Origin of the sequence: Ornithinimicrobium sp. (genome assembly GCF_030537745.1) — a bacterium.
GTDB lineage: Bacteria > Actinomycetota > Actinomycetes > Actinomycetales > Dermatophilaceae > Ornithinicoccus.
In genome coordinates this window covers 1-12,552 of the sequence record NZ_JAUNVI010000072.1, presented here as the reverse complement: position 1 = coordinate 12,552, position 12,552 = coordinate 1, and the positions used below count along the sequence as shown (strand labels likewise).

The following is a 12,552-nucleotide window of genomic DNA, read 5'->3' as shown; positions in this document are numbered from 1 at the left end:
GACCGCCCGGTGGAGCAGGAGCGACCGCCCGGTGGAGCGGTTAGGCGGCGCCGTTGGCGCGGGGATGGCGCAGGTCCAGGAGCACGTCATACGCGCGGATGGACAGGAACGCGGGCGGGTCCTCGACGAGGACTGAGTCGCGCAGGAGCGTGACGGCGTGCTGCAGCAGATCCTCGCGCGCGCCGTGGCGGCGCAGCAGCGCGATCTCGTCCTCGAGCACACGCTCGAACAACCGTGGCGACATCGTCGGGCCCTCGGCGAAGCGCTGCTCGTGGATCATCCACTGCCACAGCTGCATCCGGGCAAGCTCGACGGTGCCGAAGTCCTCGACCACCCCCGCGATCGTCACCGTGCCCTCACCGGTGAGCCATCCGGTCAGGTAGGTCAACGCCGACCGTAGCGCCGTCCGCATCCCGGTGAGGGTGGCGCTGCCGGGCAGCGAGCTGACGTCGCGCAGCGCGTCGGGGTCGATGTGGACCTCCGGCACCTCCCCTTCACGCCGTTGGCGTCGCTGCTCGGCGCCCATGCCCAGGAGCTCGTCGCGACCTTCAAACGGCGCACGGCAGATCGGGACGAGCGCGGGGTGCAGCGCCCACGCTCCGTCGAAGCCCTGCTTGGCCTCGCGCGCCTTGTCCCGGTGCACCCGGGCGTGCGTCATCGCGACCGACTCGTCGAACGGGCCGCTCGGCGCCAACGCGACTGGCCCACCGAGGGCCTGCACTCCCCGGCGGTGGCAGGTCCCCAGGATCACGTCGGTGTAGGTCCTGAGGAACCGGGTGTTCATCGTAAAGGCCTCGCGGTCCGGCAGGTTGTGGTCCTGGCGCTCGCCGTAGGTCCGCAGGTAGGAGAACACGTAGTCCCAGCGGCCCGCGGTCAGACCGGTGACGCGATGCCGCAGGGCGTGCAGGATCTCTTCCAGCTGGTAGGCCGCGTGGACCGTCTCGACGAGCACGCTGACCCGAGTGCAACCTGCGGGGAGGTCGAAGGCTTCCTCCGTGCGGGTGATCAGGTCCTCCCACCAGAGGGCCTCCTGCCATGTCTCGACCTTGGGCAGGTAGAGGTAGGGGCCGGTGCCGTTGGCGACCAGCACCGCGCCGCACCGCGCGATGAAGGTGACCGCGTCAGCGACCGGCGCACTGATCCGCTGGCCGTCAACCAGCAGGTGCGCCTCGTCCAGGTGCAGGCCGCGCGGCCGCACCATGAGAGTCGGCACCCCTGGTGCGGGGTCGCCGGTCCGGGTGGCCGCGACGTCGGAGATGACGCGGTGTGCCGCTAGCAGCCGCCCTGGCGTCGGGACCAGCATGTCCTCCAGGTCCGCCACCCAGACATCTGTCCCGGACGCCAGTGCGGCCTTGCTCGCCTCGGGGGTGGCGGGGGTGGCCAGCTCCACGAGACGGTAGGTCAGGTCGGCCGGTGGGGGATCGACCTGCCAGGTCGTGTCCTCGCGGATCTCACGGGTCTCTTCCAGCAGGGCGAGCTCCTGGCCGCCATGCAGGGCACGGGCGGTCTGGCGGCGCTGCGCCAGCAGCTGCGCCCGCCGGTCCCGAGTTGCTCTCTCCACGCCGCGGAGCGCCTCAAGTTGGCTCTCGTCGAGCAGGTCGCTGAGATAGCTGTGCATGAGGCGCTCCTGGGTGGTGAAGGAGGTGGTGGCGTCGGTCAGTGGTGGAACTGCTCGGACTCCGTGGAGCCGGTCAGCGCGGTCGTGGAAGAGTGCGGGTTCACGGTGGTGCTGACAGCGTCAAAGTACCCCGTGCCGACCTCGGCCTGGTGCCGGACCGCGGTGTAGCCACGCTCGGCATCGGCGAACTCCGCCTCCTGTAGCTCCACGTAGGAGGCCATCCCGTTGCGGGCGTAACCCTGCGCCAGGTGGAACATCGAGTGGTTCAGCGCGTGGAAGCCGGCCAGGGTGATGAACTGGAAGGCGTAGCCCATCGAGCCCAGCTCGTCCTGGAAGGTGGCGATCTCGCTCTCAGACAGCGCTGCCTTCCAGTTAAAGGAGGGGGAGCAGTTGTAGGCGAGGAGCTGGTCCGGGAAGTCCTTGTGCAGCTCCTGGGCGAACTCGCGCGCCAGACCCAGATCCGGCGTGCCGGTCTCGACCCAGATCAGGTCGGCGTAGGGCGCGTAGGCCTTGGCCCGCGCCAGCACCGGCTCCAGACCGTTGCGGACCCGGAAGAAGCCCTCCGAGGTGCGCTCGCCGGTGATGAAGGGCTGGTCGATCTCGTCCACGTCGCTGGTCAGCAGATCCGCCGCCAGGGCGTCGGTGCGCGCGATGACGAGGGACGGGACGTTGAGCACGTCGGCCGCGAGCCGAGCCGCGTTGAGGGTGCGCACGTGCTGACCGGTGGGGACCAAGACCTTGCCGCCGAGGTGACCGCACTTCTTCTCCGAAGCCAGCTGGTCCTCCCAATGCACGCCCGCGGCGCCGGCCGCGATCATCGACTTCATCAGCTCGAAGGCGTTCAGCGGTCCACCGAAACCGGCCTCGGCATCCGCGACGATCGGCGCAAAGTAGTCGACGTCCGTGTCGCCGTTCAGCCAGGCCACCTGGTCGGCCCGCTTGAGCGCGTTGTTGATCCGGCGCACGACGGCGGGGACGGAGTTGGCGGGGTAGAGACTTTGGTCTGGGTAGGTCTCGCCGGCGAGATTGCCGTCCGCGGCGACCTGCCAGCCGGACAGGTAGATAGCTTCCAGCCCGCCCTTGACCATCTGGACGGCCTGGTTGCCCGTGAGTGCTCCCAACGCCCGGGTGAAGGTCTTGGTGTGCAGGGCTTCCCACAACCGCTCCGCGCCACGGCGGGCCAGGGTGTGCTCCTCCACGACGGAGCCGCGCAACCGGATGACGTCCTGCGCGGTGAAGCGGCGCGAGACGTCCTTCCACCGCGGGTTGGTCGCCCACTCCCGCTCCAGCTCGAGGGCGAGCTCGGCGGGAGTGAGGGGCGGGGTAGTGGTGTAGTGCTCGAGCGTGGTGGTCATCTCGGGATCCCTTTCGCAGGTGCGTCGCCCTCGGTATGGAGTGGCGGAGCATGGTTGCCGCCGACGGTTGGCCGCTTATTGACGATCTTGCTGCCCAAATGGTGGTTCGGAGCGGGGATGCGCTGTGAAGAATACGGAATCTTTAGATAGTGTGCAGTCATGACGTCTGCCCAAGGCCGCGTGTTGCCGTTCCGCCCCGCCGACCGCCTCGACGGCACGCAGGCCCCCGGTGATCTGGGCACTCTCGATCCGGTCGCCCTCGGTCGCCGTCTCCGACATCACCGGCGCGAGGCTGGCCTGACCCTGGCCGGGTTGGGCGCGAAGGTCGGGCTCTCACCCTCGGCCCTTTCCCTCATCGAGAACGGCCGGCGCGAGGCCAGAGTCTCCCTGCTCGCCCCGCTGGCGCAGGCGCTCGGCATCGAGGTCGCCGCGATCGTGGGCGGTGGCGCACCCAACCGTCGCCTGGCGCTGGAGGTGAGGTGGGAACGGGCCCAGCGGGCCGGTGGCTTCGAGAGCCTCGGCATACCCCCCGTGCGTGTCGGTCCCAGCCTGCCGGACGACGCGTTGGAGGCCCTCGTGGGCCTGTATGAGACGGTCGTCGGACTGCAGCAGCACCGCGCCGCGACCCCCGAGTTTGCCCGACTCGCCAACGCCGAACTGCGAGGTCTGATGCGCACGGCCGACAACTACTTCCCGCAGATCGAGGAACGCGCAGCGGAGCTGGTCAGGGTGGTCGACCACACCCAGGGCCCCGTCACGCGCGAAGAGGTCAATCGGATCGCGCGGCACGTCGGATTCTCGATCGTGCCGGTGTCTGACCTGCCGGCCTCCACGCGCACGGTGACCGACCTAGAGCACCGCCGCATCTATGTCCCGATGCGTGGCGACCACGACCCGCGTTCGACCGCGCTCCAGGCGCTCGGGCACGTCGTGCTCCAGCACGAGACCCCTCGGGACTACGCCGAGTTCCTTGCCCAACGCGTCGAGATCAACTACTTCGCCGCGGCCGTGCTGTTGCCCGAGTCCAGCGCCGTGCCCTTCCTGCGCCGCGCCAAGGAGGCCCGTGACATCGCCTTGGAAGATCTTCGTGACGCCTATTCGGTGTCCTACGAGACCGCCGCGCACCGCTTCTGCAACCTGGCTACCCACCACCTCGGACTGTCGGTCCACTTCATGCGGACCAGCGCGGACGGTGTCATCTACAAGGGCTACGAGAACGACGGCGTGCGTTTCCCGATGGACCCCACAGGGGCGATCGAGGGCGCGCGGGTATGCCGTGCCTGGACGGCTCGGGTGGTGTTCGAGCAGCCACTAGGCGAGGTCTACGCGCAGTACACAGATACCGGACGAGGCACCTTCTGGTGCACTGCGGTGGCCGAGCAGACCCCCAATGGGCTCTTTTCGGTGAGCGTGGGGGTGCCTTTCGACCAGGTCCGCTGGATGAGGGGTCGCGACACCACTGCGCGACGGGTCTCGCGCTGCCCCGACCCGCGCTGCTGCACGCGGCCGCCCGCTGAGCTGGCGCACGAGTGGGAGGGCAGAGTCTGGCCGAGCGCCCGGGCGCACTCGCACCTCCTCGCGGTCATGCCGCCAGGTGTCTTTCCCGGCGTGGACGACACCGAGGTGCTGCAGTTCGTCTCCAGGCACGCGCAGTCCCTCGACTCCTGACCACCGGGGTATGGCGCGTGTTGGGAGTCAGCGCCGGATCTGGCACAATGGGCCGGTACTCATCTTTCCGGACCCTCTCACCGGATCTCGATGTGTCCATCTCGAGTGCCCGCCCCACGCGTGTTTCCCCATGTGGCCGCGGATGCTCAACCTGACCAAGAATGAGGAGACACCGCACACGTGGCTGTCAAGATTCGTCTGAAGCGCATGGGCAAGATCCATGCACCGTACTACCGCGTCGTCGTCATGGATTCGCGCCAGAAGCGCGACGGCCGGGCGATCGAGGAGATCGGCAAGTACCACCCCACCGAAGAGCCGTCGCTCATCGACATCAACTCTGAGCGTGCGCAGTACTGGCTGGGCGTCGGTGCACAGCCGACCGAGCAGGTCGCCGCGCTGCTGAAGATCACCGGTGACTGGCAGAAGCACAAGGGCGAGCCGGGCGCCGAGGGCACCCTGAAGGTCAAGGAGCCCAAGGCCGACAAACGTGCCCTCTACGAGGCCGCGCTCGCCGCCGCCGACAAGGAAGAGGGGTCCGCGCCCGACGTCCGCCGCAAGTCGGCCAAGAAGGACAAGGACGCCGACGCTCCCAAGGCTGAGGAGCCCAAGGCTGAGGAGCCCAAGGCCGAGGAGACCGCCCCGGCTGCCGACACCGACAGCTCCGCTGCCGCTGAGACTGCCGACCAGGCCGCGAGCAGCGTCTCCGAGGCCGGCGTCGCCGACTCCGACGCCGCTGACGCATCCACCAAGGATGAGGGCTGATCATGCTCGAAGAAGCCCTGGAGCACCTGGTCAAGGGCATCGTCGATCATGACGGCGACGTCGTCGTGCGCACCAAGAACGCCCGCCAGGGCGACATCCTCGAGGTCCGCGTCCATCCGGACGACCTCGGTCGGGTGATCGGCCGCCGCGGGCGGACCGCCAGTGCGCTCCGCACCGTCGTCGGTGCGCTGTCCGGCAGCGGCAAGGTCCGCGTCGACATCGTGGACACCGACCGGCAGCGCTGAGCTTAGGCATCAACGCAAGCACGGCCCGCTCTACGCACCACGCGCAGGGCGGGCCGTGCTGCGCATGAGGCACCGTGCCTCTCGTCATACTTGCCGTCAGCACGGACCAGACCCACCCGTGTGTCCGGGACCAGCACACCGACCACCTACCCAGGAGATGCGATGAGTGACACCGGAAGCGCTGACGCCTCGGACCGCACCGTCGTCGCCGCTCGCATCGGCAAGCCTCACGGGCTGCGCGGCGAGGTGACCGTGCAACTGCATACCGACAACCCAGAGGGTCGCTTCGTGCCGGGCGCCAGGTTCGAGACGGAGCCGGTCGAGCGCGGCCCGCTGCTCCTGCGCACCGTGCGCGTCCACCAGGGGACCTATCTGCTCGGCTTCGAGGGACACGCCGACCGCAACGCTGCCGAGGCGCTGCGCGACACCCGGCTGCTCATCGAGGGTGACGACGGCCGCGACGAGGACGACGGGTGGCGTGAGGAAGATCTGCTGGGGTTCGACGTCGTGCTGCCCGACGGTGCCGCGGTCGGCACGGTCTGCGCGCTTCACCTGCGGCCGGTCCAGGACCTGCTCGAGGTGCGGACCCCCTCCGGCGATGTCCTGGTGCCCTTTGTGGAGGAGATGGTGCCCGAGGTCGACGAGGAAGCGCGACGCATCGTGATCGATCCGCCTCCTGGGCTGCTGGAGCTGGGCGAGGGATGAGCGCCCCGCTGCGGATCGACGTCATCACGATCTTCCCGGACTATCTCGCGCCGCTAGGGCTCTCTCTCCTCGGCAAGGCGCAGCGTGAAGGTCTGCTCGAGGTCCAGGTGCACGACCTGCGCGACTGGACCCATGACCGGCACCGCACCGTGGACGACAGTCCCTACGGCGGGGGAGCGGGCATGGTCATGCGTCCCGACCCGTGGGGGGAGGCGCTGGACGCGATCTGCGGCTCGCGCCCTGGCCAGACGCCGCACCTGATCGTGCCCGGCCCGGGCGGGGACCCCTTCACCCAGGAGGTAGCCACCGAGTTGGCCACGGACGCCGGCTGGCTGGTCTTTGCGTGCGGCCGCTACGAAGGCATCGACGAGAGGGTCTATGACGAATACCGCGAGCGCTACCCACTCTCGGTGCTATCCCTGGGTGACTACGTCCTCAACGGCGGAGAAGTCGCGGTGCTGGCCATGACCGAAGCCATCGCACGCCTCGTCCCGGGGGTCCTGGGCAACGAGGCGAGCCTGGAGGAGGAGTCGCACACCGGCGGCCTGCTCGAGTATCCCGTCTACACCAAGCCACCACGCTGGCGGGACCGCGAGGTGCCGCCAGTGCTGCTCTCAGGACATCACGGACAGATCGCTTCCTGGCGCCACGCGCAGCGGATCGAACGCACGGCGGCGCGTCGGCCCGACCTCATGCAGGCCTACGAGGGCACCTCAAAGGACTGAGGCGAGGGGCGCACGAACTCCTGTGCTGCATACCCCTGCAGATAGAGCAGCGAAGTGAGGTCGCCGTGGTTGATGCGGACCTCGCACTGTGCGGCGACCTCCGGCTTGGCGTGTAGGGCGACGCCGATGCCCGCGAGCTGCAGCATCGGGAGGTCGTTGGCGCCGTCCCCGACCGCGATGGCCTCCGCAGGACTCAGCCCGAGCCCAGCGGTGATCTCGCGCAGTGCCGCCGCCTTGGCGCCAGCGCCAAGCACGGGTTCGGCGACCTCGCCGGTGAGTCGAGCCTCCTGCACGACGAGGGTGTTGGCTCGGTGCTCGTCGAAGCCGAGCAGCTGGGCCACCGGCGCACTGAACGGTGTGAAGCCCCCCGAGACCAGCGCGGCATGGGCGCCGTGCGCCTTCATCGTCGCCACCAGTGCCGCGCCGCCGCTGCTGGGGGTGATCCGCTCCTTCAGGACCGAGACCACCACGTCCAGCGGCAGCCCCACCAACAGCGCCACCCGTGCTCGCAACGCCTCGGCGAAGTCGAGCTCCCCGCTCATCGCGCGAGCGGTGATCCCTGCCACCAGGTCACCGACCCCGGCCGCTACGGCCAGCTCGTCGATGCACTCCTGCTCGATCATCGTCGAGTCCATGTCGGCAAGCAGCACCCGCTTGCGACGCGCGGGCGCGGGCAGGACGACGAGGTCGATCCCGCGCTCCTGCCAGCGCTCCCACAGCTGCCATCGATCATCGGCTGCCGGCAGCGAGGGCAGGCTCGCCTCCACCGCCTCGCCGACTGCCAGCCAGCGCGCGCGCCCCAGCGGCCAGGACCGGGCGACTTCCGCCAGCGCTGCGTCGCTCAGGTCGGCCCGCTCTGGTGCGGCGATCAGGGTGAGGATGTGCACGACCACGATGGTAGGTCTCGGTTTGGTCCGACTGGGCCCATCTGGCAGAATCACCAGAGCGTCATCGTCCCTGCACCATTGTGCTCACGCCCCTGCCACAGGGGGAGTTGCGTGAGCGGCACAGAGCCGAGCGACGACATACCCGAGACAGTGCCTTCACCGGCACCATATCGCCGTGGATGTCCTGTGGCATCGTCGGCAGGAGAAGCCCATGCACAAGCTCGACCACGTCGACGCAGCCAGTCTGCGCGACGACATCCCGGCCTTCCGCGCCGGCGACACCGTCAACGTCCACGTGAAGGTCATCGAGGGCAGCCGCTCGCGTGTCCAGATCTTCAAGGGCATCGTCATCCGCCGCCACGGCGGTGGCCTCGGCGAGACCTACACGGTCCGCAAGGTCTCCTTCGGCGTCGGCGTCGAGCGCACCTTCCCGTTGCACTCTCCCAACGTGGAGAGCGTGGAGATCGTCACCCGTGGTGACGTCCGCCGCGCCAAGCTCTACTACCTGCGCGACCTGCGCGGCAAGGCGGCCAAGATCCGCGAGCGCCGCGACGCCGCACCGGTCGCCAAGGTGCCGGCCAAGCAGGCCTGAGCCACCCCTTTTCTGACGCGATCCCCCGCCCGGGCACTGACCGGCGGGGGATCGTGCTGCATCCCAGCCGGCGGGGTTAAGGTCAGCAGGTTCAGCGACTACCTCCGAGACGCGATCGACAGACGAAGGACGGCATCAGGGTGAGCGATCCGCACCGGGATGAGGTGCTCGGCGACGAGTTGCCGCGCCATACCCACGACGCTGCTTCCCCCAAGCAAGAGCAGGAGCCGAGACGCGGGTTCTGGGGCGGCGTCAGGGAGATCGCGACGATCGCGGTGACGGCGCTGATCATCTCCTTCGTCATCAAGACCTTCCTCGCCCAGGCCTTCTGGATCCCCTCCGGAAGCATGGAGGACACCCTCGTCTACGGCGACCGGGTGATGGTGAGCAAGATCCAGGCCGGGCCGATGGAGGTCGACCGCGGTGATATCGCGGTCTTCGAGGACCCGGGGGGCTGGCTCCCGCCGATGAGCCCGCCAGACCGGGGACTGGTGCTCAACGGCGTGGTCCGCGGCCTGCAGTTCATCGGCGTCGCCCCCGTCTCCGAGGGCAACCACCTGATCAAACGGGTGATCGGGGTCGGCGGCGACCACATCGTCTGCTGCGACGACCAGGGTCGGATGAGCGTCAACGAGCAACCGCTGGAGGAAAGTGGCTATCTCTACCCTGGCGACGTGCCCAGCACCAGTGCGTTTGACGTCACCGTGCCCGAGGACAGCATCTGGGTGATGGGCGATCATCGGTCCAACTCTCGCGACTCCCGCGCCCACGACGACGGGACGGGTGCCACCGGCTCGGTGCCGCGTGACCACGTCGTCGGCCAGGCCTTCGTCCTGCTCTTCCCCCTTGACCACGCGACCTGGTTCCAAGGGCCGGACACCTTCGCACAGGTCCCTGCAGCCGTGACGCCATGACCGCAGGCCTCGCTGCCCGTCGTCCTGCTGGCTCTCGCCAGCGGCCCAAGCGGCCGAGCCTGCGCGTCGAGCGCACCCTGCAGCGAGAGGGGTATGCCGTGCTCGTTGGCATGGACGAGGTCGGCCGGGGCGCGCTCGCTGGACCCGTCTCGGTCGGCGTCGTCGCGATCGACGAGGCGTGCCGCAGCGCCCCTGCAGGTGTGCGTGACTCCAAGCTGTTGGCGCCGGCGGCGCGCGAGCGGCTGGTCCCGCGCATCCAGCGTTGGTGCCTCGGCCACGGCGTGGGGCACGCGAGTCCGGGCGAGATCGACGCGATCGGGATCATCGCGGCGCTGCGGCTGGCCGGGGAGCGTGCGCTCGCCCAGCTGGCGCACACCCCGGACCTGGTGCTGCTCGACGGCAACCACGACTGGCTCTCCGACCCGGCCCGGCTCGGGTTGCTCGCCATGATCGACGACGCGCCAGCCGGGCCTCCGGTCCGCACCATGATCAAGGCCGACCTGCGCTGCTCCACCGTCGCGGCCGCCTCCGTCCTGGCCAAGGTGACCCGGGACGCAATGATGGTGGATCTGGCGCCCGGGTTCTCGACATACGGTTGGGAGCACAACAAGGGCTATGCCGCGCCGGAGCACCTGGATGCCCTCCGGGAGCTCGGCCCGAGCGAGCATCATCGCCGCAGCTGGCATCTGACCGGCAGCGGCACCGAGGAAGGGAGCGCGCCGTGAGCGCTGAGGACCTGGAGAAGTACGAGACCGACATGGAGTTGGCCCTCTACCGGGAGTACCGCGACGTGGTCGGCCTCTTCTCCCATGTCGTCGAGACCGAACGGCGGTTCTACCTGGCCAATGAGGTCGACGTCCAGGTGCGATCCGGGGGCGGGGACACGTGGTTCGAGGTCACCATGAACGACGCCTGGGTGTGGGACGTCTACCGGCCGGCGCGTTTCGTGAAGAAGGCCCGCGTCATCACGTTCAAGGACGTCAACGTCGAAGAGTTGGCCAAGAGCGAGCTGGAGTTCCCCAAGGACGGCCCTTTCGCCGGCTGACCCAGGCAGGGTGGGTGCCCTTCCTGAGCTGTTGTCCACATCCACCGGCGGCACGCTTCACCGGTCCACAGGGCCACTGACGACGCTTGCTGACGAGTCGCGGGCGCGGTGGAGTGGGGGACAGCCGCGGTCGACGCGGAGCGTGACCATCAGGAGGGGACATGAATGGTGGGGGTATGCCGTGGAGTCAGGCGCGGGAGTTGGGGGACGTCGGCGAGGAGATCGCCTGCGCTCACCTTGAGGACCTTGGATGGTCGGTGGTCGAGCGCAACTGGCGGTGCAACATCGGGGAGCTCGACCTGGTCGCCATCGATCCGCAGGGTGAGCTGGTCTTCTGCGAGGTGAAGACGAGGCGCTCTACCCGCTGCGGATTCCCGGTGGAGGCAGTCGGTCCCGATAAGGCTCGCAGGCTCCGGAGGCTGGCCTGGGCCTGGCTGGCTGACCGAGAGAAGCGTCCCCCTAGTTTTCGCATTGACGTCATCGGAGTGCTTTGCCCACCTGGCGCGCCGATCACGCTCCAGCATCTGCAGGCGGTGGCCTGATGGGTTTCGCCAGGACGTGGGCGATGACGCTCTCCGGGGTCGAGGGTCGCGTCGTGACCGTGGAGGCACAGGGCAGCGACGGTCTGCCTACCTTTGTGATGAGCGGCCTGGCCGATGGCGCCTGCCGGCAGGCACCGGATCGGGTGCGACCCGCGATCACCAACCTGGGGTTGTCGATGCCACCCCAGCGGTGGACGATCAATCTCTCACCAGCTGGCCTGCCCAAGACGGGGGGTGGCCTCGACCTTGGCATCGCGACGGCCCTGATGGCGGCCCAGGACCATGTGTCGCCGCGCGTGGTCGCCACGGTGGCCCACATCGGGGAGATCGGCCTGGACGGGGCCATCCGGCCGGTCGCCGGCGTGCTCCCGATGGTGATCGCCGCCGTCAGGCACGGGGTCCGCGAGGTGATGGTGTGCGCGGCCAATGCACGGGAAGCCGCGTTGGTGACCGACGTCCGGGTCTACGCGGTGCGCACGCTGCGTGAGGTCATGGAGTTCTATCTCGCACGGGCCGCAGGTTGCAGCTACCCACTCGCGCTGCCCGGAGAGAGGGAGCCCGAGCCAGCAACGACCAAAGACATGTGCGACGTCGTCGGTCAGGCTGCGGCACGGTCTGCGTTGGAAGTGGCTGCCGCGGGCGGGCACCACCTGCTCCTGGTCGGGCCGCCCGGGGCCGGCAAGACGATGCTCGCCGAGCGGTTGCCCGGGATCTTGCCGCCGCTCTCGGCGGAGGACGCCCTCACCGTCACCGCGGTCCACTCGGTCCTCGGTGCCCTCCCGCACGGGGATGAGTTGCTGACCAGAGCACCCTTCGTGGCGCCGCACCACAGTGCCTCGATGGCTGCCGTGATCGGCGGCGGGTCCGGGAGCGTGCGCCCCGGCGCGGTGTCCAGAGCCCATCGAGGGGTGCTCTTCATGGACGAGGCGCCGGAGTTTCGCAGGGATGTCCTGGACGGCCTGCGGCAGCCTCTGGAGTCGGGTGAGGTCGTGATCGCCCGCGCCGACCGGCACGTCCGGTTGCCGGCGAGGTTCCAACTGGTGCTGGCCGCCAACCCCTGTCCGTGCGGGGGCGGTGCGCGAGGGGGCTGCAGTTGTGCTCCGATGCGCAGGGCGACCTACTTCAGCCGGCTCTCCGGGCCGCTCCTGGACCGGATCGACGTCAAGGTCGGGGTGAGCGCTGTCTCCCGTGCCGACCTCTCCCTGCGCCCCGGGGAGTCGAGCGAGGCTGTCGCCGACCGCGTGTCGCAGGCGCGTTCAGCGCAGCGGGAGCGGTGGACCGGTCAGGCATGGAGCCTCAACTCCGAGGTCCCCGGCGCGGTCCTTCGCCAAAGTGTTTGGCGGTTGTCACCGAAGGACCGCAGGCCCTTGGATCAAGGACTCGACAGCGGATCTCTGACGTTGCGAGGGCTGGACAGGTGCCTGCGCGTGGCCTGGACGCTCGCGGACCTGGCCGGCGCGGACCGGCCCGGCTACGCGCAGGTGCAGCAAGCTC

At 69.2% G+C, this 12,552-nt stretch carries 14 protein-coding genes; 11 read left to right on the top strand and 3 right to left on the bottom strand.

Annotated elements, in window-relative coordinates:
* Positions 1 to 40: 40 nt before the first annotated feature.
* Together Q4P07_RS12405 and aceA are read right to left on the bottom strand one after the other, a co-directional pair.
* Positions 41 to 1,618, bottom strand: a complete 1,578-nt coding sequence (locus Q4P07_RS12405; RefSeq protein WP_303375230.1) for a hypothetical protein — start codon at positions 1,616 to 1,618, stop codon at positions 41 to 43.
* Positions 1,619 to 1,656: 38 nt separating this feature from the next.
* Positions 1,657 to 2,973 (bottom strand): isocitrate lyase, encoded by a 1,317-nt coding sequence (gene aceA, locus Q4P07_RS12400; RefSeq protein WP_303375229.1) that lies wholly within the window; start codon positions 2,971 to 2,973, stop codon positions 1,657 to 1,659.
* Between the two features lie 159 nt (positions 2,974 to 3,132).
* On the opposite strand from aceA, the gene Q4P07_RS12395 reads away from it, so the two are divergent.
* From Q4P07_RS12395 to trmD, 5 genes are all read left to right on the top strand, one after another.
* Positions 3,133 to 4,641 carry a helix-turn-helix domain-containing protein gene (locus Q4P07_RS12395; protein ID WP_303375228.1) on the top strand — a complete coding sequence of 503 codons (1,509 nt, stop codon included), beginning with the start codon at positions 3,133 to 3,135 and terminating at the stop codon, positions 4,639 to 4,641.
* Between the two features lie 180 nt (positions 4,642 to 4,821).
* Entirely contained in the window at positions 4,822 to 5,403 is a 582-nt protein-coding gene (gene rpsP, locus Q4P07_RS12390; RefSeq protein WP_303375227.1) for a 30S ribosomal protein S16, read from the top strand.
* Positions 5,404 to 5,405: 2 nt separating this feature from the next.
* Positions 5,406 to 5,648 (top strand): RNA-binding protein, encoded by a 243-nt coding sequence (locus Q4P07_RS12385; RefSeq protein ID WP_303375226.1) that lies wholly within the window; start codon positions 5,406 to 5,408, stop codon positions 5,646 to 5,648.
* Between the two features lie 162 nt (positions 5,649 to 5,810).
* A complete protein-coding gene (gene rimM, locus Q4P07_RS12380; RefSeq protein ID WP_303375225.1) occupies positions 5,811 to 6,353 on the top strand; it encodes a ribosome maturation factor RimM in 543 nt (180 codons plus the stop codon).
* Positions 6,350 to 7,078 (top strand): tRNA (guanosine(37)-N1)-methyltransferase TrmD, encoded by a 729-nt coding sequence (gene trmD, locus Q4P07_RS12375; RefSeq protein ID WP_368660279.1) that lies wholly within the window; start codon positions 6,350 to 6,352, stop codon positions 7,076 to 7,078. Before rimM ends, trmD begins: the two co-directional genes overlap by 4 nt.
* Here trmD and serB read toward each other — a convergent pair.
* Positions 7,054 to 7,965 carry a phosphoserine phosphatase SerB gene (gene serB, locus Q4P07_RS12370; protein ID WP_303375224.1) on the bottom strand — a complete coding sequence of 304 codons (912 nt, stop codon included), beginning with the start codon at positions 7,963 to 7,965 and terminating at the stop codon, positions 7,054 to 7,056. The genes trmD and serB overlap by 25 nt on opposite strands.
* Before the next feature lie 211 nt (positions 7,966 to 8,176).
* Here serB and rplS point away from each other — a divergent pair, with 211 nt between their 5' ends.
* From rplS to Q4P07_RS12340, 6 genes are all read left to right on the top strand, one after another.
* Entirely contained in the window at positions 8,177 to 8,557 is a 381-nt protein-coding gene (gene rplS / locus Q4P07_RS12365) for a 50S ribosomal protein L19 (protein WP_303375223.1), read from the top strand.
* A 140-nt stretch (positions 8,558 to 8,697) separates the two neighbouring features.
* Positions 8,698 to 9,471 (top strand): signal peptidase I, encoded by a 774-nt coding sequence (gene lepB / locus Q4P07_RS12360; protein WP_303375222.1) that lies wholly within the window; start codon positions 8,698 to 8,700, stop codon positions 9,469 to 9,471.
* Positions 9,468 to 10,196 (top strand): ribonuclease HII, encoded by a 729-nt coding sequence (locus Q4P07_RS12355; protein ID WP_303375221.1) that lies wholly within the window; start codon positions 9,468 to 9,470, stop codon positions 10,194 to 10,196. Before lepB ends, Q4P07_RS12355 begins: the two co-directional genes overlap by 4 nt.
* The gene (locus Q4P07_RS12350; protein ID WP_303375220.1) at positions 10,193 to 10,516 is read left to right on the top strand and encodes a DUF2469 domain-containing protein; all 324 of its coding nucleotides are present in this window, start codon (positions 10,193 to 10,195) and stop codon (positions 10,514 to 10,516) included. The genes Q4P07_RS12355 and Q4P07_RS12350 overlap by 4 nt, the downstream gene beginning before the upstream one ends.
* A gap of 176 nt (positions 10,517 to 10,692) precedes the next feature.
* Complete coding sequence (locus Q4P07_RS12345; RefSeq protein WP_303375219.1) at positions 10,693 to 11,058, top strand: YraN family protein; 366 nt, start codon at positions 10,693 to 10,695, stop codon at positions 11,056 to 11,058.
* Positions 11,058 to 12,552: YifB family Mg chelatase-like AAA ATPase (locus tag Q4P07_RS12340; RefSeq protein WP_303375218.1), on the top strand; the 1,495-nt coding region annotated here is incomplete at its 3' end. The genes Q4P07_RS12345 and Q4P07_RS12340, both read left to right, overlap by 1 nt.